At 67.3% G+C, this 21,514-nt stretch carries 16 protein-coding genes; 5 read left to right on the forward strand and 11 right to left on the reverse strand.

Features of this window, described 5'->3' with window-relative positions:
- Positions 1–2 precede the first annotated feature (2 nt).
- Positions 3–125 carry a hypothetical protein gene (locus Q0599_RS05030; RefSeq protein WP_298826546.1) on the reverse strand — a complete coding sequence of 41 codons (123 nt, stop codon included), beginning with the start codon at positions 123–125 and terminating at the stop codon, positions 3–5.
- Between the two features lie 6 nt (positions 126–131).
- Positions 132–3,404, reverse strand: a complete 3,273-nt coding sequence (locus Q0599_RS05035) for a caspase family protein (RefSeq protein WP_298826550.1) — start codon at positions 3,402–3,404, stop codon at positions 132–134.
- 249 nt (positions 3,405–3,653) lie between these two features.
- Between Q0599_RS05035 and Q0599_RS05040 the strand changes: the two genes are divergently transcribed.
- Positions 3,654–4,223: a hypothetical protein gene (locus Q0599_RS05040; RefSeq protein ID WP_298826553.1), complete on the forward strand. Its 570-nt coding sequence runs from the start codon at positions 3,654–3,656 to the stop codon at positions 4,221–4,223.
- 32 nt (positions 4,224–4,255) lie between these two features.
- Here the strand turns inward: Q0599_RS05040 and Q0599_RS05045 are convergent, their stop codons facing one another.
- Positions 4,256–7,882, reverse strand: coding sequence for a caspase family protein (locus tag Q0599_RS05045; RefSeq protein ID WP_298826556.1), 3,627 nt, complete (start codon positions 7,880–7,882; stop codon positions 4,256–4,258).
- Positions 7,883–8,974: 1,092 nt separating this feature from the next.
- Between Q0599_RS05045 and Q0599_RS05050 the strand changes: the two genes are divergently transcribed.
- The gene (locus Q0599_RS05050; RefSeq protein ID WP_298826559.1) at positions 8,975–10,516 is read left to right on the forward strand and encodes an amidohydrolase family protein; all 1,542 of its coding nucleotides are present in this window, start codon (positions 8,975–8,977) and stop codon (positions 10,514–10,516) included.
- A 592-nt stretch (positions 10,517–11,108) separates the two neighbouring features.
- Here the strand turns inward: Q0599_RS05050 and Q0599_RS05055 are convergent.
- The 4 genes from Q0599_RS05055 to Q0599_RS05070 all read right to left on the reverse strand — a co-directional run bounded on the left by Q0599_RS05055 (position 11,109) and on the right by Q0599_RS05070 (position 12,879).
- On the reverse strand, positions 11,109–11,891 hold the full coding sequence (locus tag Q0599_RS05055; protein ID WP_298826562.1) for a hypothetical protein: 783 nt from the start codon (positions 11,889–11,891) through the stop codon (positions 11,109–11,111).
- A 129-nt stretch (positions 11,892–12,020) separates the two neighbouring features.
- The gene (locus tag Q0599_RS05060) at positions 12,021–12,182 is read right to left on the reverse strand and encodes a DUF1328 domain-containing protein (protein ID WP_298826565.1); all 162 of its coding nucleotides are present in this window, start codon (positions 12,180–12,182) and stop codon (positions 12,021–12,023) included.
- Between the two features lie 75 nt (positions 12,183–12,257).
- Entirely contained in the window at positions 12,258–12,488 is a 231-nt protein-coding gene (locus Q0599_RS05065; RefSeq protein WP_298826568.1) for a CsbD family protein, read from the reverse strand.
- Positions 12,489–12,564: 76 nt separating this feature from the next.
- Positions 12,565–12,879 carry a BON domain-containing protein gene (locus Q0599_RS05070; RefSeq protein WP_298826571.1) on the reverse strand — a complete coding sequence of 105 codons (315 nt, stop codon included), beginning with the start codon at positions 12,877–12,879 and terminating at the stop codon, positions 12,565–12,567.
- 315 nt (positions 12,880–13,194) lie between these two features.
- On the opposite strand from Q0599_RS05070, the gene Q0599_RS05075 reads away from it, so the two are divergent.
- Together Q0599_RS05075 and nhaA are read left to right on the forward strand one after the other, a co-directional pair.
- A complete protein-coding gene (locus Q0599_RS05075) occupies positions 13,195–14,511 on the forward strand; it encodes a DUF2254 domain-containing protein (RefSeq protein ID WP_298826573.1) in 1,317 nt (438 codons plus the stop codon).
- Positions 14,512–14,576: 65 nt separating this feature from the next.
- A complete protein-coding gene (gene nhaA, locus Q0599_RS05080; protein WP_298826575.1) occupies positions 14,577–15,926 on the forward strand; it encodes a Na+/H+ antiporter NhaA in 1,350 nt (449 codons plus the stop codon).
- A 113-nt stretch (positions 15,927–16,039) separates the two neighbouring features.
- Here nhaA and Q0599_RS05085 read toward each other — a convergent pair whose 3' ends face one another.
- The 3 genes from Q0599_RS05085 to Q0599_RS05095 all read right to left on the reverse strand — a co-directional run bounded on the left by Q0599_RS05085 (position 16,040) and on the right by Q0599_RS05095 (position 18,313).
- Positions 16,040–17,179 (reverse strand): class I SAM-dependent methyltransferase, encoded by a 1,140-nt coding sequence (locus tag Q0599_RS05085; protein ID WP_298826578.1) that lies wholly within the window; start codon positions 17,177–17,179, stop codon positions 16,040–16,042.
- A gap of 553 nt (positions 17,180–17,732) precedes the next feature.
- Positions 17,733–18,053 carry a DUF1840 family protein gene (locus tag Q0599_RS05090; RefSeq protein WP_298826581.1) on the reverse strand — a complete coding sequence of 107 codons (321 nt, stop codon included), beginning with the start codon at positions 18,051–18,053 and terminating at the stop codon, positions 17,733–17,735.
- A 131-nt stretch (positions 18,054–18,184) separates the two neighbouring features.
- Positions 18,185–18,313 carry a hypothetical protein gene (locus Q0599_RS05095; RefSeq protein ID WP_298826584.1) on the reverse strand — a complete coding sequence of 43 codons (129 nt, stop codon included), beginning with the start codon at positions 18,311–18,313 and terminating at the stop codon, positions 18,185–18,187.
- A gap of 1,310 nt (positions 18,314–19,623) precedes the next feature.
- Here Q0599_RS05095 and Q0599_RS05100 point away from each other — a divergent pair.
- On the forward strand, positions 19,624–20,493 hold the full coding sequence (locus Q0599_RS05100) for a class II aldolase/adducin family protein (RefSeq protein ID WP_298826587.1): 870 nt from the start codon (positions 19,624–19,626) through the stop codon (positions 20,491–20,493).
- A 57-nt stretch (positions 20,494–20,550) separates the two neighbouring features.
- Here the strand turns inward: Q0599_RS05100 and Q0599_RS05105 are convergent, their stop codons facing one another.
- Positions 20,551–21,507, reverse strand: a complete 957-nt coding sequence (locus Q0599_RS05105) for an N-carbamoyl-D-amino-acid hydrolase (protein WP_298826590.1) — start codon at positions 21,505–21,507, stop codon at positions 20,551–20,553.
- Positions 21,508–21,514: the final 7 nt, after the last annotated feature.

The following is a 21,514-nucleotide window of genomic DNA, read 5'->3' on the forward strand; positions in this document are numbered from 1 at the left end:
GGTCAGTGCCTGAAGGTCAGGGGCGGGTGCTGCGCCTCGTCGCGAGCGTGTTGGTCCAGCGTGAACGCGACGCCGAACTGCTGCAGAGCCTCGGCCGCGACCGATTCCCGCACCGGGATGTCCATCGCCGGCTACCAGGCCACGGTCTGGAGCGCCTTCTGCCCCGCGGCCGAGACGAAATAGTTGAGATGGTGGCACGCCACCTGCTGCGCCGCCGGCACCTTGGCCCGCGTGGCGCCGATGCGCGTGATGCTGTCGATGCTGACGGCGATGTCGTTGGCCTTCATCGCGAACAGCGCATCGAACACCACGCTCTGGCCGAGCTTGGCCACCAGCTTGGCGAACACGTCGTCGGTCGGCTCGCGGTACTCGTCGACGTTGCCGGCGAGAATGGTGTACGGGATGCCGGGATCCGGGCTGGCGTTGAGCTCGCGGATGAAGTCGGAGCCCGGGTCCATCTGCTGCAGCGTCGGCGTGACCTTCTGCGTGCGGTTCAGCAGCATCAGCACCGGCGCGGTGAACGGCAGCAGCGGCGGCGCGTAGTTCGCCGCCAGACCGAGCAGCACGCCGAGGATCTTGCGCGCACCGTCGATGCGGCCGAAAGGCGAGCCGTTGTTCGGTGTGCCGCACATCACGAGGTGGTCGACGATCTCGTTGCCGCCCTCGCGCTCGATGAACCAGCGCGAGACCAGGCCGCCCATCGAGTGCACCAGCAGCGTCAGGTGCTTGTCGTCGCCGGCCTGCAATCCGATCTCCGCGAGCTGCCGCTTGAGCGTGCGCGCGGTCTCGCCGATCGGCGTGCTGAGGTTCTCGTAGTCGTAGGTCAGCACGAGGTCGAACTTCTCGTGCAGCCCGATCTGAGGGGCGCCCGCGGCCATGCTTTCGGTGTCGCCGATGATGCCGTGCACCATCAGCAGCACGCGCTTCGCGGCGGCCACCTTGCCGGGCAGGCCGTCCTCGCGGTAGGCCCAGCGGCCGTCGGACTTGTAGTCAATCCAGCGCAGCCGGTTCAGGTCGGTCTGCTTCAGGTAGGTCTTGAAGAAGTAGAGCTTTAGCGAGCCGCCAAGGCTGCGCCGGTCCGACGGCGCGTCGGGGATCGCGTTGATCGTGACGCGGGTGAGGTCACCGTCGCGAACGACCTGGCCGCAGGGGATCACGTGTCGGCCATCCCAGGCGAAGGTCAGCAGCGTTTCGTCGTCCGCGAGCGCCTGGCGAACCTCGATCTCCAGTGGCTCGGCGGCGAGCGACTCCTCGCCCTGGATGCCGGTCAGCTCGATCACGCTTGGCGCGCCGGCGGCGGAGCGCGAGTTCGAGAGGGTGGCGACCGCCAGACCGGCGCCCTCGAACGCGGCGACGAACGCCAGGTCCTCGCCGGGGCCGCGCGTGGCCGGGCGGGCGCTCGCCAAGTTGAGGCTGGCGCGCAGCCGGCGGTGCGGCTTGATCGTGATCGCGCCGTCGGCCGAGGCCCAGGCCTGCGCACCGATGGCATCGATGCGCGGAACGATGCGCACGCGCAGGTCCTTGATCAGCCAGTCCTGCTGGCGTGGCTTCTGCGACTTGCGCACGCCGATGCCCCGCGTGCGCGGACCGAGTCCCTCCTGCTCGAAGTGGAAGCTGTCCACCGGCTCGCTGCTCACCAGCAGCTTGAAGCGCTCCAGCGCCTCGACCATGCCCTCTCCGTCGGGCGCCTCGTCGAGGAAGAAGCTGTGCTCCGAGCTGTCGCCGTAGAGCGTGATCCAGGCGTCGCCGCTGGGGACGGGGTCGTTGGCCAGCACCTGGATGCCGTAGTCGGCGCTGAAGTGCAGCAGCACGCAGTGCAAGGGCCGGCCGCTGCGGTTGCGCATCCGCACGCGGGCGCGCACCTCCTGCCACTCGCCGCCCTGCAGACTGCACTCCAGCGTCGCGCTGCCGTCTTCGTGCACGAACTCACCGCCGCCGGCGAGTGCCTCGGCCAGCACGAATTCGATCGCGTCGTCGGCGATTTGCGAAGCCCGGTTGCGCAGGCTGAGCAGGCGCTCCCATTGCGCGATCGTGTTCATCGTCGGGCGCAGTCTGGCAAGGGCACCGGCGACATCGCCGCGCTGGATCCGTTCGCGGCCGAGTTCCGCGCCGGCGTCGAGCTGCACGATCACCAGCGCGCCGTCCCGCTCGAGCAGCCCGTGGCGCAGGCCGTCGCGGTCGCCGCTGAGCACCACGCCGGAGCCGCCCAGCGGCGCGCCCGCGGCGCCCGCGGCGGCATCGTCAAGCGCCTGCTGCAGCGCCCCGCGCCTGGCCGCATCGGCATCGCAGTAGATCAGCAGAGGCGCCGCCGGCATGCTGGTCAGCGCGGCGCGGAAGCGGGCATCGGCTGGCGGTGTCTCGTTGCCGTCGAACATGACGATGGACGACTGCGCGCCGATCTCGATCGTGTGCGCGGTGCCGGCGGCGCGGCTCTGGTCCTTCTCGTCGTATAGGGCGAGGCCGATGGCGCGGTCCGGCGCATCGCCGAGGCCGTGGATCGCGCCGGCATCGACCTTCCACGCACCGGCCGGTCCGTCGAAGAACACGCTGTGCCGCAGGGCACGCGAGCCGGCGGCGCCGCCCAGAAAGCCGCTCCAGGCGTCGAACCCGCCGATCGGCTCGAACTGCGGGTCCTGGTCCTTCGCGAGCTGCCGCACCGCGGAGCGGCAGCGCACGAACAGGTCGGCATAGGACAGGTTGCCGCCACTGGCCTCGAGCACGTCGACCAGCGTCATGCTGAACACGCCGGAGCGCCGGGCAATCGACTCCTTGGCCTCCTGCCCGCGGTTGCAGGCGGCCAGCAGCATGTGGCGGCCCGGCGGCGGGCGCAGCGCCTGCCCCTTGGCACGGCGAAGCCGGTAGGCACCATCGAGGTAGGTCTCCAGCGGGCGCGCGGTGGCGGTGTCGCCCAGCGTGAGCCGAGACTGGAAGCCGGCGAAGGCATCGACGCTGCGCGTCCCCGAGCCGCTGTGGCACGAGTCGAGGATGAACGAGAGGTGCACGTCCTTGCGCGACAGTTCGGCGATCAGCAGTGCGAGTTCCTTGTCGGCAAGGTCGTGGCCGCCAGGGGCGCGGCTGTCGGCCAGCACCAGGCCCTCGTCGAGACCGTCTGGATAGAACTCGAGGAACTCGGCGGCCGAGCCGGACTGCGCGCCATGGCCGCAGTAGTGCACCAGCACCACGTCACCCGCCTCGGCGCGGCCGAGGTGTTCACGGAACAGCTTCAGCACGTTGGCGCGCGTGGCATCGCCGTTGGTCAGCACTTCCGCGGCAAGCCGCGGCCCGACGCTGGACTTGAGCCAGCCGTGCAGGCGCTCCACGTCGTTGACGCAGCCACCGAGCGGACGCACCGGCGGCGTGTAGTCGTTGATGCCGATGAGCAGAGCGCGGACTTGGCTGGTCATGGGTGTCGATCCTGCGTTGGTGGCCGTTCATGGCGTCCGCGTGCGTGCGGCCGCTGCGCATCGTGCAGCGTTCGACCGGGCGCGTCGAGTGGCACTGGACGAATTCTCCCCCCTAGTTCGTCGCCGGCGCAGCCGCGCCGCCCCGCGGCGGGGGCTTACCGTTCAGCACCGCCGGCAACTACACTGCGCCGCGACGTCGACGCGATGCGTGGTCGACGCGCCCGTCATCGTCGGATTCAGGAGAAGTCAGTGAACGAGTCGACCCGCGCGCGCCCACCTCGATTGCGTGCCCTGGTGGCGACCTGCGCGGTCGCACTGGGGCTGGGTCAGTCGCCAGCGATGGCACGCCACCCCGACCTCGAGATGGACAACCTGAGCCAGGCTCAGGTCAGCGCCCTGCTGCAGAATGAACTCGACGACGACGACCTCATCGAGTGCGGACTCGCCGACCTGAACGGTGCCGTGTCGTCGGAAGACCTGGTCGAGATCCTGATGTGTGCCCTGGGCGATGACAACGATGGCGACGACGAGGACGACCTCGACATCGACGACCTGGAGGCCGAGTGCGAGGAGGCCGGCACGCACGTCGAAGATGTGGTGCGTGCTGCGGTGGCGTCGGTCCAGCGTCGGGCCGACGCGTCGGGCGTCAGGCTCGCCTTTGCAGAGTCGCCCTCGGGTCAACCCGACCCGGCGTCCTCCTGGGATGCACTCGAGCTGCTGATCGCTCAAGGCGCGGCGCGCCTGTTCGTCAGGCCCCCGAAGAGCGCCGTGCTCGCCACGCAGAAGAGCCTCATCAAGGTCGTCTTCAGCGCCAAGTAGCCCGGCAGCGGGCGCCGCCGGAGCGCGGCGGCTCAGGTGGGGCAAGGCAGCTTCGGTGCAGCGAAGCAGCGTTGCGCCTTGCTCTTCAGCCCGGGCTCGGCGGCGACACGTTGTGCCCGGTCGAAGGCCTGCCGGGCTGCGCTCCGGCGTCGCTGGTCGGCCTCCAGGTGGCCGATCTCCATCCAGGCCGCCGCTTCCAGATCACTCCAGCAGACCTGCTGGGGGTCCGTGCACGCGCGGTTCGTGCCGGCCTGATCCCGCGCGATCCGTGCTGCCTGCTCGAGGGCGGTGCGGGCCAAGTCGGGGCGCTTGCGGCGCGCCTCGATCCGTGCCAGATTGAGCTGCGACTCGTAGTGCAAGGCCTGGGCGACGACCGATCGCCGGTCCACGGTGGGCGGCTCGGGCATCAGTTGGGTCGCCCACTCGATGGCATGCAGCGCGTCGTTGCGCGCCGCATCCAGCGCCGCCTCGCCGTCGTGCATGCGGAGCATCGCCACGCGCTGCGCTGCAATCGCCAGGTCCTCCATCAGCGCCGCCTCCTTGGCGACGGCGCCTGGCGCGTCGCGGGCCTGGTTCAATGCGGACCTGTACTCGGCGAGGCTACGGCTGCGGTGCGCCGTTTCGGCATGTCGTTCCCACAGGACGAAGGCGATGTGGCCGATCTGCAGCGTCGTGTTGATGTGGTCGCGCTGGGCCTGATCCGGATCGTGGTGCCGCGACGATCCGCCCGTCGCCGCCGGCCAGGCCCGCAGGCGCGCCGCCACCTCACGAGCCTCGGTGTACAGCTCGCTGGCCCGCTCCCGGCTGGCGCGCTGCTGCTGCTCCGCACGTTCCTTCTCCGCACCCTCTAGGCCTTCCGGCGTCTCGCGGCCGTCCCGATGGGCGAGATCCGCAAGGCGGTACAGGCTGACGTACAGGTCGCGCAGGACGATGGGGTTGTCCGGGTTCTCCGCGACCAGTTGCCTGTCGATGGCCAGCGCCCGTTCGTAGGGTTGCGCCGCTGCCCGCAGGTCCGGGTCCTCGCCTGCGGCCTCGGCGCGCTTCATTTCCAGCTCGCCGACCTTGCTGTAGACCAGCGACCCGTTTCGCCGCCAGTTCGCGTCCAGCTCGACCGCCGTGCCGATGAGCTCGATCGCATCCTGGTAGCGGCTGCGCGCCTTGTCGTATTCGCTGTGCTCGACCGCGTGATCGCCGTCGAGCACGGCGGTCCAGTATCTCGTGCTGTGGTCCGCCCGGGCGCCGATGTCGCTCAGGCGGTCCTGCAGCGTCTTGACCTGCTCGACGAGTGAGACGCGCACGTCGCGTGTGTCCGGGATCGCCTGCAACCGGCCCATGACGTCGAACAGCAGCCGGTCGGTCATTCCCTGCGCCTCCCGGATCGTCCCGGCCGCCAGCCGCTGCTCGAACCAGCCCCACGCACCCAGCACGCCGACGACCGTGAAGGTCGCCAGCGCGAGCGCCCGCCGGCGCATCAGGCGCGCCTTGCGCCGCTGCTCGCTGCGGCGGATGAACGCCGCTTCGCCGGCGGTGAACCAGCAGTGAGGCTTGTGCAGCTCGGCCAGCACCGCGGGCAGGTGGGCGTTGTCGTGCCAGAGGTAGCCGGCGTCGCGATGGCGGTCCAGCGCCTTGGCCGCGGCCTCGACCTGCGCGCCGAGGATCAGGTTCTCGCGCCCGGCCTGATCGATCCAGGCGCGCAGGCGCGGCCACACCCGGACCAATGCGTCGTGTGCGGGTTCGATGTGGTCGCTACGGTGGGTCGTGCCATCGCCCGCCACGTCCGACTCGGCGCCGCGCACCACCAGCCGCGCGTCGACCAGCCGTTCGATCACCCGCTCGACGGTGGCCGCATCGGCGTCGTCGAAGACCAGGTCCGAGGTGGCGACGCGCCGGCCGGCGAGATCGCCCTCCAGCGACACCATGCGCAGCATCACCCGGCGCAGCACCTCCCGGTCCGGCAACGGCGGCAACTCGTCGTGCAACGCGTCGGCACGGGTGCGCAGCGCGCCCATCACGCCCCCGAGGCGGTCGAAGTCGGCGCGCGTCAGCGCCCGGTCCTCGCGGCCGCTGGCCTGGTAGGCCCGGAACAGCTCCGACAGCGCGTAGGACAGCAGCGGCAGCGCGCCCGGCGACTGCACCACCTCGCCGACGATCGTGTCGACCAGCTCCGGCGGCTCGAAGATCATCGAGGCCTGCAGCGTCGGCATCACGACGACCTCGCGGAGTTCCTCCGGGCTGAACGGCGGCACCGAGCAGCGTCCGCGGGCCCAGTGCCGCGCGAGCATCCCGGTGTTCAGCTGCGGCTCGAAGTCGGAGCGCACGGTCAGGATCAGGCGCTGCACCTTGTCGCCCTGCTCCAGCAGGTGGTACAGGCGCTCGTCGAACTCCCGACGCTCGGCCGCATTGCCGCAGCGCGTCACCACCTCCTCGTACTGGTCGATCAGCAGCACCGAGGGCCGTGTGGCGCCTTCGAGCGCACGTTCGAGCGCAGCGAGCGGCTGGGCGCCTGGGCGCATGACCGGCAGGATCTCCAGGCCCGCCTTGCGGAGTTCGGGCAGCAGCCCTGCCTTGATCACCGATGACTTGCCGGTGCCCGAGGGACCGGCGACGACGAGCAACCGCTGCTGCGCGTCCAGCGCACGCTGGCGCAGGTCAGCGACCACGCGGTCGCGCCCGTAGAACAGGTGCTGGTCGGCCTCGTTGAACGAATCCAGCCCCTTGTATGGCGAATCCGCGGGTTCCATCTTCGGCAGGTTCAGCCGATGGTGCGGATGCAGGAACATGAACTCGCCCTTGTCGTGCCCCTTCAGCGGGAAGAAGCTGGGCGTCTGCCGAAGGCGTTCACCGGTGGCCTCGGTGGCGGGCTCGATACGGTCGCGGATGTAGGCGTACAACTCCGTCGCGGTGATGATGCCGTCGCCTTCCTGCTGCTCGCCACGGGCGACGTCGGCGGCCCCTTCCAGGGCATCGAACAGCGCAGCGGCGAAGGGCGAATGTTCGCGGCCGTCCTCGGTGCGGCGGCTGCCGCGCTCGCCGGTGGCCTTGCCGTGCAGCACGTCGAGCGCCTTCTGGTCGTGCGCCGCCGACGTGATCACCTGGCGCGCCGGGTCCTCGACGAAGCGGCGGAAGCGCGTCGGGTAGATGCGCTTGGGCGTCATGAAGATGGCGCGGTGCTGGCTGGACCACTTGAACGCGCCGGAGAAGCAGCAATCGAGGATCAGCAGCAGGTGCCGGCACGGCAGCGCGTCGAGCGCGGCCTGCAGCTCGGCCATCGCGATGAAGGTGTCGAGCCTGGCCGGCTCGGCGTCGGCGGGGACGATATAGCCGGCCGGGCCATCGTCGCCGTCGGCCGCGATGCCATGGCCGGCGAAGTAGAAGAGCACGCGGTCGTCGGGGCCGACCGCCTGCTTCATCGTCGTGCCGAACAGTTCGCGCAGCGGTGCCCCGCAGGCCCCCTCGTCGATCAGCGGCGGATGCACGGTGAAGTGGTGCTGCCGCGCCAGCAACTCGCACAGGCGGCGGGCGTCGCCCGCGGCGGTGCGCAGCGGTGCGATGCCGTTGGCATAGGCATCGATGCCGACCACGAACGCATGGTGGCGTGCGAACGTGCGCCAAGCGGGATCCTGTGCCGCGGCACCGGCGTCGTCAGCCGTCTCGGTCATTCGCTCCTCCACGCGGCGCTGCTGCTGCTCGGCACCGCTCGTGACGCGCAATTATGGGTCGATCGTCTGGCGCGACACTGTTGCGGCAATGGTGGTGGAGAGGTACACCATGGCACTCCGGTCCGAATGGCCTCGATCGTCGAGTCGGAGGACACCAGGGTCCGGGCCGCTGCAGTAACCGCTGCCCCTTCGAGCAGGCGCAGTCGAGTGACTGTTCAGGAGACTGCACCACCGGCCGGATTTCAGGCGACCTGCAGGAACTCCGCGGGACATGAAGCAGGCCCCAGAGCGTTGAATCTCTAAGGCTTTCCGGACGTCTTGGAAACCAATGTGCGCTTCCCCTCATAAGCTGACCACTTCGTAACCCATAACGTGGCCAATCCATTGAGGATCCGCCCGGCCCGTGCTGCATTTGTGTGTCGGGGAAGTGTCGTCTTGGTCCCATATTTTGGCCACCGCATCAACATCGGACTCAATCGACTAGCGCATCGCCCCGTGTAGCAAGCACGCGGTGAGTTCTGGCAACTGAGCGGCTCCGAGCCCTTCTTGCCCCGTCTTTGCACGCCAGTTGTGCGCCTTGTTGGGCAACTGAGCGTCGGTTCAGCGATTCAACGGTCGAGTGGTTCAGCGTCACCAGACGGCACTGCAAGTATGGACGATAGGTAGGACAGGGCGAAAACGTGCAACTTGCCTTAGCAATGTGTGAGCGCCACATCGGGAGTTCGAGTGCTCGCTATGCCCGTTCAAGACCGGGCACGGACATTCGAGGCTGGCGGCCGAGTGGCGCGGCCATCATGAGCAGTCAGTGGCCCGGCGGCGCGACGGGTGACCGCAGTGCGTCCTGGTCCTCCGCTGCGTTGCTCGCGCGGCGCGCACTCGAGAAGAGCGCTTTCAAACTGGGCGAAATGGAAGTCTCGACCCAAAGCCGACGGTAGCGATGACTAGAATTGGTCGCGCCAACTCGCTCAGGACATACCGAGTGACGCGCGGCCCGCCAACCTGCGGTCCTTGGGCGATTCCTTTGCACCCGCGATTTACCTTCATCCAAGCGCGCGGCATGCCCCATCCCAGGAGCTATGAATGACTGCGCGAATGTCGACGCTGTTCGCGGTGATCGCGCTCGTGCTCATGTACGCGGGTTCGGCAAGCGCGGCACCCGACGCATCCGTCCTCGTGATCCGCAACGTCACGGTCATCGATGTCGATGCCGCCATCGCGCGCCCGCACCACACGGTCGTCGTGCGCGATGGCCGAATAGAGCGCGTCGAGCCGGAGAAACGGGGCGCGGCCACCCCGACCGGCGTCGTCATCGACGGCACCGGCAAGTTCCTGATCCCGGGTCTCGTAGATGGTCACGCGCATCTCGCGACACAGCGAGTGATCGACGGACTGATCGCCCGCGGCGACTTCACCCTGACATCGGGAAGGCGGCGCTTGGGCGCTGCACATTCGTTCGATCGCCGTCTCCTGCGCGCCTTCTTGCTGAACGGAGTCACGACTGTAGTGTCGTTTGGAACTCTGACACCTGGTGGCGGCGACGAGCTGGAGCTAAGGACTTTGGTGGACCGCAACGAGATAATCGGTCCACGCCTGCTCGTTGGCGACCTTATCGATGGCGCCGACGCTGATCAAGACCGCGGCACTGCGTCGACGATCGAATCGCCACGTACCGCGGAGGACGGCCGGCGTCGCGTCACACGAGCGAAGCAGCAGGGCTACGACTTCATCAAGCCTTACACATTCCTGAATCGCGAGACGTTCAATGCGGTAGTGCGAACGGCGCATGAGTTAGGGCTGCGCGCGGTCGGGCACTTACCAGAGCTCGGCTGCGCCAATTGCGCAACGCCCGACGACGCTTTCGTGGCTCGGCTTGACGGCATCGCCCATCTGGAGGAACTGGGAACATACGGCCTGCCTGGCCTCCAACTTAGCGCTGCAATAGAACTCGCAAATCGCGTGAAGGCTGCGGGGCAGGCCGTGGTTACTACTCTCGTCACCAGCCGAAACATTGTCCAGATGTATGCGTCTCGGTGCGTTCCACTGCCGCCGCCGGCGGACTTGCGATACGTGGATTCCTTCCTCTTGTCGCGCTGGCTAGGACCCAATAACCGGTACCTGCGCGACGAATTTCGCGATCAGCCGAATGCCGCCCTGATCCCGCCGGCGTATGACTTCCAGCGCGTCATCGCCCGCGAACTGTGGAAACGGGGCGTTCCCCTGGTCGTCGGTACGGACGCAACCATCCCGGGCGTGGCGTACGGATCCTCGGTGCCGGACGAGATGATCGAGTTGAACAAGATCGGGTTGCCGCCTGGCGACGTGCTGAAGTCGGCGACGCAGACGGCCTTCCGGCTGCTTGGACGTCCCGGGGAGACCGGAACGGTCGCGGTTGGGCAGCGGGCCGATCTGGTACTGCTGCGCGCCAACCCGCTCGACTACGTCGGTAACGTTCGGCAAATCGCTGGCGTGGTGGTGAATGGCCGATGGTATGCGATCGAGCGACTCCGTCGACTGGCCGACAGCGATGCGCGCTACTACACGGCGCTCGACCGCCAGATCGGCCTCCACCGGCCGACCGATGCGTGCGCAAGACCGGAGATGACCTCGCCAAAGCGCGCACCTACCGGCCGTTGAACACTGCAAACGACCCGAGCGCGGCAAGGCCGGCACTGCTCGAAAGCCTGGACTTTCCGCTGCTCCAGATCTCCAAGAACGTACGGCCTCGCGCATTTTGAACGACTGCAATTGGCCGATGGTGTGAGTACGAGGCCACGCCAGGAAGCCGACTTCCGGGACGCGGCCATCGGCCGCCTGCGTCAGGTCATGGCGAGTCCGGGGAGAACCCGGACCCGTCCAGGAGCGACCGTTGTCGACTGTCCGGTACCGGCATGCCCACTGTGGGGGTCGTTGATGCGAACGAAGAACGATGGCGTGCGCACCAGGAGGAGGACTCCAAGACTCGGTCGTGGCGCGTGCCCGACGAGGAGGGCCGGCATGCCGCTCTGAGCGCCTGTTGGCGCTGCACTGCACCCCGGGGATCTGACCCGCGCCATGCCTGGGGAATCCATCGGCGTGATAGATGCGGGGCAGCGTGGTCTTCACGGCGAATTGCCACGTCGGCCATTGCCTTGGGATGCGCGTCCTGTGGCCACACCCTCAGCATCGGTGGCCGATGGCTCGGTACGTGAGGCCGCCGAGCCTCATTGCCGGTCAGGGCAGCCGCGCGTCAACGTTGAGCTCTGCTTCCCCCTGGTCTTCGGCTGGGTGAACAGGTGTCATATGCCACCGAGCCAATCGGTTGCCGCTCGGGGACGCTGCTGTCCACTGCCGGCTCCGCCATGCGTTCAGCCGATGCGGCATGCGGCGGCGACTTCTGCGGGATGACTTGCGTCGGCAGCACCACCGGCCAGTCGTGGCGCCAGGCGTCAGGTTGGTCCGTGCCTCTGTAGAGGATGCGAACGGGCATCGCGCTCAGCCGGTCGTAGAGCCGGGCCTCCGCGCGGATCGGCCACCAGCCGTACAAGAAGATCTCCAAGGGACGCCACATGGCGACCCAGCCGCAGATGACCAGGCCCTGCCTCAGCAGTTCGCCCACCTGCCGACCCTTCATCGCGCTTGCGACGAGGTCGCCCAGCCCGACGGCGATGGCCAGGAATCCCAGCCCCAGAAGAAGACTGATGCGACCAATGCCGAGCAACTGACGCAGGCGACTCCTCGTGATCCTCGCCCGATGGCTGAAGTGCGCATGGATGGTGTCGCGCAGGGCAGCCGGCTCGTCGGCCGGGCCTGGATCCCTGTCCAGAGACACCAGTAGTGCCAGAGGTGCACCGTGCGAAGCTTCACGTGCCCATCCGACGATGAACTCATCTGCCCCCGGATCCAGGTCCCTTTCGCGGAATGGTGATGCATCGATCGCATTGAAGAGCTGCCTCAGCGCCGTGACGTGGACTTCGATCAGCTCGCAGCCCGAAGGGAGCGCATCACCTGCCGAATGCTGATCTTCACTCATTCGATTCTCGCGACTCGCAGCGCGGCATGGGAAATTGCGCTCGGCCGGACCAAGGCAGCAGCGGTCGCGCAACGAGCGACCCCGCTCGCCAAAACCTGCGCAAGATCGATGGCCGCACCAATGGTGGCGTCAACGTCGGCCGCGGCCGAAGATGAAGCTGGCGACTGCGAGGATCAGGAAGACGACAAAGAGGATCTTCGCAACGCTTGCAGCGCTGGCTGCAATGCCGCTGAAGCCCAGCACGGCGGCGATCAACGCGATGACAAGAAAGACGATGGCGTAACGCAGCATGGTGACACTCCTGGTCGGCCGCTCACCGAGCCGCCGAGTCGTTGAACCTGAACGCGCTTGCGCGCGCGCAAGGCTCTACTTCTTCGTGTCCGTGGAGAACCACGAGTCGCTTGCCTTGCGTTCCCATTCGGCAAGCTGCTCCTCGGCCTTGTCCTTGGCCACGCCGTATCGTTCCTGGATCTTGCCGGCCAGCTGATCGCGCCGCCCGGCCACGACATCGAGATCGTCGTCGGTCAACTTGCCCCATTGTTCCTTGGCCTTGCCTCGAGCTTGCTTCCAGTTCCCCGCGATCTGGTCCCAGTTCATTCGAATCTCCTTGAAAGTCGACGCCCGATGCCCGGGCGAGCCCATGCAACCCGTCGCGACCTGGCCCGAACCGCGGTCAGGGCCGAACGGCGATCTCGTTGTTGACCGCCTTCACGCCGTTGACGCCGCGAGCGATCTTCTCGGCGGTGGCCTTCTCGGTGGCACTCTTGGCGAAGCCGGACAACATCACGGTGCCATTCAGCGTCTCAACGCTGATGCTGGTGCCGGCGACGGCCGGGTTGTCGAGCATGCGGGCCTTGACCTGGGTCGTGATCGTGGTGTCATCGACATAGGCGCCAGCGCTTTCCTGTCCGCGCACGACTGCGCAGCCGGAGGTGGTCAGGATGGCGACGCCGGTCACGACGGCGGAAAGTGTGCTGCGGAAATTCATGATTCGGCTCCTGTTGATGGGGAAAGGGCACCTCATCATTCAAAATTTGCGCGCATGACGCCGCGCAGTCTGTTCGGCAACGTACAGACGAGCCACGCCGGCCACGACGCCCCAACCCCCGCAGGCTCGTCACGGATCTCATGGCCACTCTTGGCGAGACGCCGAGACCAACAGTCCGAGGCTGCGCCGTTGGTGCGACTTGGCGGTTGCGCACGATCAATGGCAGTCCCGCGTAGGGCGGCACGGTTTCGGATACGCTGGCGCCATGCTCGAAACCCAGAGCGCCGCTTGCTCCGAGCAGTCTCCATCGCTTCGATGCCCGACCTGAACCGAATTCGACTGTTGTGGGGGCGTGTCCGCCAGACGCTGTGGTGGCGCCCGGCAGTCTGGAGCGCGGCGGCCGTGGGGGCGGCTTTCGCCTCGGCGCTGGCCGATCTCTGGGTGCCCTCGGACTGGCTGCCTCCGTTCCAGACCGAAGTGGTCGACGACCTGTTGCGCATCATGGCGTCCAGCATGCTGGCGGTGAGCACCTTCTCGCTGTCGGTGCTCGTCAACGCCTACGCGTCGGCCGCCAACGCCGGCACGCCGAGCGCGACCCGGCTGGTCGTGGCGGAGCCGCGGTCCCAAAAAGCGGTGGCGGTGTTCCTGGCCGCTTTCATCTTCTCCATCGTCGGCTTCATCGCGCTGGGAACGGGCCGCTACGGCGCGCCCGGCCGCATGGCGCTGTTCATGTGCACGCTGGGCGTGCTGGCCTGGGTCGTGGTCTCGTTCATGAGCTACATCGACGTGCTGACGCGTATCGGCCGCGTGTCGCACACCATCGAAACCGTCGAGCGCGCCACCGGCAAGACCCTCGGGCGCTATGCCCGGGCACCCCTGAGTGGCGCGCGCGCTGCCGCCGAGCCACCGGCCGGCGCCAAGCCGGTGCGCTCGACGCTCACGGGCCACGTGCAGTTCGTCGACGTGGACGCACTGCAGGCGCTCGCAGAAGGGTGCGATGGACAGGTTCACGTGAGCGCGAGTCCCGGGGACCTGGTGCACCCGATGTCGCCGCTGGCTTGGTTGCTGACGATGGCGGACGACGACGGTCGCGACGCCTTGGAAACTGGCGTGCGCAAGGCCTTCGTGATTGGGGCCGAGCGCACCATCGAGCAGGACGCCGCCTACGGGCTGATCATGCTGGCGGAGATCGCGCAGCGTGCGTTGTCGCCCGCGGTCAACGACCCCGGCACGGCGATCGCCGTGCTGGGCAGCCAGACGCGCCTGCTGGTGCAGACCTTCAGCGCGCCGGAGGACGCCGACGCCAAGGTCCGCGACCGCGTCACGGCCGCCCCGGCGTCACCGGCGGCGCTGGTGGCCATCGCCTACGAGCCGATTGCCCGCTGCAGCGCGGAGCAGTTCGACGTCATGCGGCAGCTGCTGCGCCATCTCGACGCGCTGGTTCACAACGCGCCGCCGGCCGTGGCGAAAGCGGCGCAGGAACTGGTGCAGCGGACCTTGGCACGGGCGGCGCGTGCCGGCATTGATGCGGCGGACTTGTCGCACTGGGACCAGGAGGCCCGTGCCCTCGGTCTCGCGCCCACGTCGCAGCTGACCCTTCACCTCGAAGAAACTGCGGCGCCGCGCAGCTGATCGGCCTGCGGCACGGGCTTCAGCCCTCCCGATCCTTCCGTTGCAATGCATCCCAGGCACTGACCATGAGTGAAGACCGAACCGTCACGACCGGAACCACTCAACTGCCGAAGGAACTGGTCGATCGGCTCACAAGACGGGTGACCCGGTTCTTTCGCATCGAGGCCGCCGGGGGAGTCGTTCTTCTGCTGCTCACGGTCGCCGCCCTGCTGATCTCCAACTCCCCCTGGGCGCACCAGTTCGAGCAGATCTGGGAGACGCCGATCGGTCTTCAGATCGGCACGTGGACATTCGCCCGCTCGCTGCGGGAGTGGATCAACGATGGGCTGATGACGCTGTTCTTCTTCGTCGTCGCATTGGAGCTCAAGCGAGAGCTGGTCCTGGGCGAACTGAACAAGCCGCGCGTGGCCGCGCTATCCATTGCCGCTGCGCTCGGTGGGATGCTGGTGCCGGCCGCGCTCTATCTGGTGCTGCAGTCGGGCCAACCGGGCCAAAGCGGCTGGGGCACCGTCATGGCAACCGATACCGCGTTCGTCATCGGCTGCCTTGCGCTTCTGGGATCGCGCATCCCGCAGAGCCTGCGCGTGTTCATGCTCTCGCTGGCGATCGTCGATGATCTCGGTGCGATTCTTGTCGTCGCCATCGGCTACAGCAGCCACGTGGCCTGGGGCGCGCTCGCCTTGGGCGCGCTCGGCATCGTGCTTGTTCACGGGATGGCGTTGATCGGCATACGAAGTCTTGCGCTTTACTCCTTGGCGGGCGCTTTCATCTGGCTCGCGGTGGACGCATCGGGCATCCACGCAACGCTGACTGGCGTGGTACTGGGGTTGATGACGCCGGCCCGCAGATGGGTCACCGACGAGCGTCTTTACGGCATCTTGAACCAGGTCGTAGCGCATCCAGCCGGCGACCACGGAAGCGGCGACACCAAGGGTCGTCAGACCTTGCAGATGGCCGAGATCGCAGCGCGCGAGGCGCTGTCTCCGGTCGAGCGTCTGGAAATCCAGTTGCACCCGTGGGTCGCCTTCGTGGTCATGCCGCTCTTCGCGTTCGCCAACGCCGGCCTGCCGCTGTCTTCGGAGGGTCTCGGCACCTCCGTCACGCTGGCGGTGTTCGTCGGTTTCGCTCTTGGCAAACCCATCGGTGTCCTATCGTTCACATGGCTGGCGGTGCGCTCTGGCATCGCCGTGCGCTCCCCGGATCTGACTTGGAGATCACTGGCTGGCGGGGGGGTGCTCGCCGGAATCGGCTTCACGATGGCACTCTTCATTGCCAATCTGGCCTTCGACTCGAGTCTGGTCAACAGCGCGAAGCTGGGAATCTTCGCGGCATCCGTCCTTTCCGCGGTGGCGGGTGTTGCACTGCTCATGTCGTTGCCCGCGCATGACGGGCTTCTCGAACGGGAGGTGGGATGACATCGCGGCTCGGCGGAACGCCCGTCCGGGCGTGGCTTACCGGCGCCGACGCCAGCAAGTTGCGGTCAGCCACCGCCAGCTCGTCGGCCATGGACCTGGCGAGTCGCTCGCCATCAACGCGGATCGGCATCCGTGCCGTGCCCCTTGACGAACGTGACGTGGTAGCAGTTGATAGTTTCCTGCGCAGCCTCGAAGGTTTCTGCCGCGCCGCCCAGATAGAAAAGCCACGCCCGGCGGAAGGCTTCGTCAAATCGGGCGGGGTCTATCGAGCGAATGCGCTCCCAGTTCGTCTCGAAGTTCGTGAGCCAATGGACCACCGTGCGGTGGTAGTGGTACGACCGGTTCTCGATCGAGAGCAGGTTCAACCCATGCCTTTCCATCAGCGACAGCGTCTGTGCCAGGCTGGGAATGTAGCCGCCGGGGAAGATGTGCTTGATCGTGCAGTAGTTGGTGGGCCGCGCCTGCATGTTGAACGTGGCGGAGATCAGGCCGATGCCACCGGCCCGCAGCCCGAGGGCGATGCTGCGAATCCACGCCTCGTTGCAGTCGCGTCCCGCGTGTTCGTGCACGCCGATCGACACGAAGCGGTCGTACCGGCCGGGCTCGTCGGAGAGGTCGCGATGGTCCTTCTCGACAAGCGTGAGGTCGCCGCGGAAGCCCCGGGCCTGCATCAGCCGGCGCATGCCGTCGTTCTGGCTGGCGACGAGTCCATAGGCCGTCACCACGGCACCATACTTCCGCGCGGCGAGCATGGACATGTAGCCCCAGCCCGGGCCGACCTCGACCAGCCTGTCGCCCGGCTGCAACCGCAGCTTGCGGCAGATGAGATCGAAGTTGTCGTGCTGCGCCTGGTCGAGTCCGCGCGTCGCATCGGTCCAGAGCCCCTCGCTGTAACCGTACGTCTCGCCAAGCACGAGATGGAAGAACTCCATCGGCAGGCCGTAGTGGAAGGTGGCATTGCGCCTGGCCTGATCGCGATCCCGGTTGTTCTGGCGCCACTCGAGCCAGTGCCGCTTTAGGCACGTCAGCGGATGCTCGAACCGCCCGAACGGCCTGCGGTAGCCGAGGTGGATCAACCGGCGCAGGCCGTGCTCGCCGATGATGTCGACGTCGCCTCTGAAGTACGACTCGAGGAACTCGAAGACGCCGCCGAACGCCATCCGCCATTGCGCGGAGGTCTTGCGGAAGATGATCGTGATGTCCGGCTCTCCGAGCCGGCTGCTGTGGTGAACGCTGCCGTCGGCGAAGACCACCTTCAGGTGGTACTTCTGGCCCTCGGCCACGCTGTCGACGATGCGCCGAACCAGCGCCTGTGACAAGGATAGGCCGCCCTGCCGGGCGGCGCGCGAGGGCACAGTCGTCATCGGATCAGATCTTCCCCATACGCAACCGCCGCGACCATTTCTACCTTGGCCGCCGCGCCCCGGTCTTGACGGAGGTCAGTGCGTATCCTCGCCTTGACCACGGGCCCGGACTCGGTCCGCAGCGGATGGCCTGAGCCCAGCGTCTGCCACTGCGAGGAGGCGGCGGGTCGGTCCTTCTCGATGCATCGCACGATCGGCGTAGCGCGAGTCGCAGCCCGCCACACGGGCGCGGCAGAAGGGCCTGACGTCCGCGATCGCGTGCCGCGGCCCGCCAGCCTCACATCGACGCTCGCGCAGCGTGAAGATCCACGAACGCACCTTGCTTCCCGCGGTCATCGGACCCGCTCGGCATCGCCGACGTGCTGCCGTGCTCCGCACGACAACGGCCGGGGCCAGCCATGGCGTCGACGACCAACGGCGGCGGTCGAGCCCCGGGGCCGGATCAGGTGCCCGTGACGATAGGTTTCCGGGCCGCCTGGGCCCGCTTGATCATCTCCGTCAGCGGCCACGCCCTCTGGCGCAGGGTCATGCCGCCGTCTTCGGGTGGCGCCGCGCCCTCTCGGGCCGCATGCCCGGACAGGTCCTGCGCCGCGCTGTCACGTGCCACGGCTGCCTCGATCGCCTCAATCGCCACGGACCTGGCCGCAGGCTCGATAACGCCCCGGGTTGCCAGGGCGATGCCCATCGCGCGCGGCACCTCATCGCCGCCCAGGCCCAGCATGAGTACGTCGCCGGTGGCCTTGCACTGGGACTTGTAGATCATCGGACTGCCTCCAGACTTGGCCCCTGCAGCGGGCACAACACCGCGCTTTCGAACGCTCCGGTGCTTGAAACGACACAGCCTCGGCCCGTGCCGAGGCTGTGGTCCCTGTATCTCGAGCCACAAATCGACCATCAGGAGACGATCGTGCGCCCGTGGTGAGCGAACTCGATGTTTCCGTTGTGCCCGCCGCAGTGAACCACGCTCAGCCCGACCTGCGTGAACCCGCAAGTAGCCAGTTGCACCACCAGCTTGCGGTCCAACGGCGAGGTCTCGACGTCGAAGCCCGCCGAGCCGCGGTGAGCGGGAAAGTTGAGCTCAATGCCCGCTTTGCGGCAGTCAGATCCGCAGATGCTGAGTCAGCAGAGGGTCGGGATGATGAGTTCGCCGACGGCCAGACCGGTCACTCGACTTGCTCCAGCCGTAGTTTGTCGGCGTCACCGATCAACCGTTAGTGACCTACTGATTGCAGGGTCGTAGCCGACGCTGGGACTGAGAGACAGCCAAAGTCAGGATTCCGAGGTCCGCCGACTTCTTGCCGCCGAACGCGCACGGCAGCAGCCAGTCTGAAGCGGACGCACAATGCTGCGACGCCGTCCGGCTTTGCCGACGAGGTGAATGCGGGCACCCTTGGGTTCGGCGTCGAGTTCGTTGAGCTCGGAATGCCGCCCCCTCGGACGTCACACAACCATATTCGTCGTCGAGTTCCGAGGTAGCCCGCGCATGCAAGTAGCGCTCAAAGACGCTTTCAACGACAACACATTGACAGCCATCTGCTGTCATCTGTCAGACATTTTTCTCGCAAGTCGTTGATTTCATTGGGACTGATCGTCGGCTCGCATCTCGATGGCGAGGTAGCCCTGCACGTGCGGTCTCAATACGAGGACGCAGAGTCTGCCGCTGGCAACTACTCAACCCCTGCGGATCGACCGCTCTCGTCCCGCAAGTCGAGACCAAGGAGTGACGTTCAGAAGCGATCTGGTCTGCCACTTAGAGGTTCGGCACTTGCACCGACTCAACTGTGAGTGCACGAACTGAGTGGCCCCTCATTGCTCTCAGCCCGCATTTGCCAGATGGTCCGGTCCGTCGGCGCGAATCAGCGTGAAATGGGCGGGCAAGTCGACGGGATCTGACCTTGAATGGTTCTGATCCGTCGGACGATGCAGTCCCGCATCATCCCTGAAAATGCGCACTGCCTGTCCAGCTCCGACCGGTTGCTGACACAGGCGCCCACAGCGGCTTCCGATCGCTTTGCAGCGCTTGCCGTCCGCAGCCAACGCGGGCGGTACTCACGATCCCAGGCCGCTTGCGGCCATTCGTCCGGGACTCCGTGCGCAGGCGCCAACGCCCGCCATCGGACGTGCTGCGGGCGCTGACCCTGGCCATGACGATTGGAGCAGCGCGCGAGATCCCTTGCCGACTGTCGCACCGGCACGCGCGCGCGGCAGGTCACGAGCCGAACGCGACTTTCGACGTCTCAGTTCGTCCACCTTGTCTTCGCCGCATCGTGAACAGGTGGGCACGCCAGGACAAGAGGAAAGCACTACACGCGCCTGCTCGCGCTGGCCGGCGCTTGCGCGCTGCTCGCGCTGTGGCGCATCATCGGTGCCTTCGCTTTGCGCACTGCGTTGTCCCGGCGCAGCCCCCCCAGTTGAGAGCGGGCCACATGCAGACCACCGTCTCGATCAATGCCTTTGCCACCCGCGAGCCGCCTGTCTTCGAGACGAAGGAGGCCGAACGTCGGCACGTGCAGGAACGGCTCGCGGCCGCCTGTCGGATTCTGGGCCGCCGCGGACTGTCCGAGGGGCTGCTGGGCCATATCACGGTTCGCGATCCGCAGCGGGCCGACTGCTTCTGGGTCAACCCCATTGGCGTTCCGATGCACCGCGTCAAGGCCTCGCAGTTGGTGCAGGTCGACCACCAGGGCCGCGTCGTCCAGGGCGACGGTGCGGTCAACCCAGTCGGCCTGCTGTTGCACACGGCGTTGCACCGCGCAAGACCCGACGTGGCGGCGGTGTGCCACGCCCATGCATCCGCCGCGTCGACCTGGGCGGCGCTCGAACGCCTGCTCGATCCGATCACTCAAGATGCCAGCGTCTTCTATGGGCAGCAGGCCCTGATCCGCGAGCCGAGACTGGTACGCGACACCGCGTCCGCCGAGCGCTTTGCGCGCGCCTTTGGCGACGAGCGAGTGGCGATCCACGCGGGCCACGGCATCTTCACGACCGGCTCTTCGGTGGACGAGGCCGCCTGGTGGTTCGTGCTGATGAATCGCTGCTGCGATGACCAGCTGCGTGCGGAAGCAGCCGGCACGCCGACGCAGTACCCCGCCGAGGACGCAGGCTGGCTGGCGTCGACGCTCGGCTCGCCTCGCTTTGGCTGGCTTTCGTTCCAGACGCTGTGGGACGACATCGTCGCCAGCGATCCGGATCTCAGGGACTGAACTGGCGCCCGTGTCCCTGGATGGCCGCATGGCGTCCAGGCAGCCGTCTGCTGGGGCTCAATCCTGGGCCGGCGGCACCGCGCCCTTTCGCTCCACGATCATGCGGTACTGCGCGGGCTCGCGATGGCGGGCGAAATTGAAGGTGGTGTTCTTGTAGGACGCTGTGAGATCCAGGTCGCAGCGTGCGACGGCGAGTTCGTCGCCGGTGGTGGTGCAGGCGCCGACGATCTCTCCCGAAGGCGCCACGATGATCGAGTTGCCGATCTGCTCGACGCCCTCTTCGTTGCCGGCCTTGGCCACGCCCACCACCCAGGTGCCGTTCTGATACGCGCCCGCCTGCATCACCAGCTCGTTGTGGAAGTGCGAGAGCGCATCGTGCTCGGGCGCGGGCGGGTTGTGCACCGGCGTGTTGTAGCCGATGAGGATCATCTCGACTCCCTGCAGGCCGAGCACGCGATAGGTCTCGGACCATCGCCTGTCGTTGCAGATGGCCATGCCGAAGATGCCGGCCTTGCCTTCGCCGAAGTTCGCCCGGAAGGCCGGGAAGCCCAGGTTGCCGACCTCGAAGTAGCGCTTCTCCAGGTGCTGGAAGCGCCGCCACGGCTCGTGCTCCGCATGGCCGGGCAGGTGGATCTTGCGGTAGCGCGCGACGATGGCGCCTTGCTTGTCGACCGTGATGGCGGTGTTGAAGCGGCGCAGCCTCCCGCCCTCCTCCACCAGTTCGGCGTAGCCGAGGCAGAAACCCACACCGAGCGTGCGCGCCGCATCGAACAGCGGCTGCGTGTCCGGGCTGGGCATGGCGCGCTCGAAGAAAGCGTCGATGTCCTGCTGATGCTCGAAGTACCAGCGCGGGAAGAAGGTGGTGAGCGCCAGTTCCGGGAACACCACCAGGTCGCAGCCGTTGGACCGGGCGTCGCGCATCAGCGCGAGCATGCGCTCGACCACCTGGGCACGGGAGTCGCTGCGGGCAATGGGCCCGAGCTGGGCGGCGCCCACGGTGATGATTCTCGGCATGGTGGCT

Source organism: uncultured Piscinibacter sp. (assembly GCF_937952055.1).
In the GTDB taxonomy this organism is placed as follows: Bacteria; Pseudomonadota; Gammaproteobacteria; order Burkholderiales; family Burkholderiaceae_C; genus Piscinibacter.

Bases quoted from the DNA above. Each gene is read 5' to 3' on its own strand.
- Q0599_RS05030 (WP_298826546.1), bottom strand. From the start codon at position 125: ATGGACATCCCGGTGCGGGAATCGGTCGCGGCCGAGGCTCTGCAGCAG.
- Q0599_RS05035 (WP_298826550.1), bottom strand. From the start codon at position 3,404: ATGACCAGCCAAGTCCGCGCTCTGCTCATCGGCATCAACGACTACACG.
- Q0599_RS05045 (WP_298826556.1), bottom strand. From the start codon at position 7,882: ATGACCGAGACGGCTGACGACGCCGGTGCCGCGGCACAGGATCCCGCT.
- Q0599_RS05050 (WP_298826559.1), top strand. From the start codon at position 8,975: ATGTCGACGCTGTTCGCGGTGATCGCGCTCGTGCTCATGTACGCGGGT.
- Q0599_RS05055 (WP_298826562.1), bottom strand. From the start codon at position 11,891: ATGAGTGAAGATCAGCATTCGGCAGGTGATGCGCTCCCTTCGGGCTGC.
- Q0599_RS05060 (WP_298826565.1), bottom strand. From the start codon at position 12,182: ATGCTGCGTTACGCCATCGTCTTTCTTGTCATCGCGTTGATCGCCGCC.
- Q0599_RS05065 (WP_298826568.1), bottom strand. From the start codon at position 12,488: ATGAACTGGGACCAGATCGCGGGGAACTGGAAGCAAGCTCGAGGCAAG.
- Q0599_RS05070 (WP_298826571.1), bottom strand. From the start codon at position 12,879: ATGAATTTCCGCAGCACACTTTCCGCCGTCGTGACCGGCGTCGCCATC.
- Q0599_RS05075 (WP_298826573.1), top strand. From the start codon at position 13,195: ATGCCCGACCTGAACCGAATTCGACTGTTGTGGGGGCGTGTCCGCCAG.
- nhaA (WP_298826575.1), top strand. From the start codon at position 14,577: ATGAGTGAAGACCGAACCGTCACGACCGGAACCACTCAACTGCCGAAG.
- Q0599_RS05090 (WP_298826581.1), bottom strand. From the start codon at position 18,053: ATGATCTACAAGTCCCAGTGCAAGGCCACCGGCGACGTACTCATGCTG.
- Q0599_RS05105 (WP_298826590.1), bottom strand. From the start codon at position 21,507: ATGCCGAGAATCATCACCGTGGGCGCCGCCCAGCTCGGGCCCATTGCC.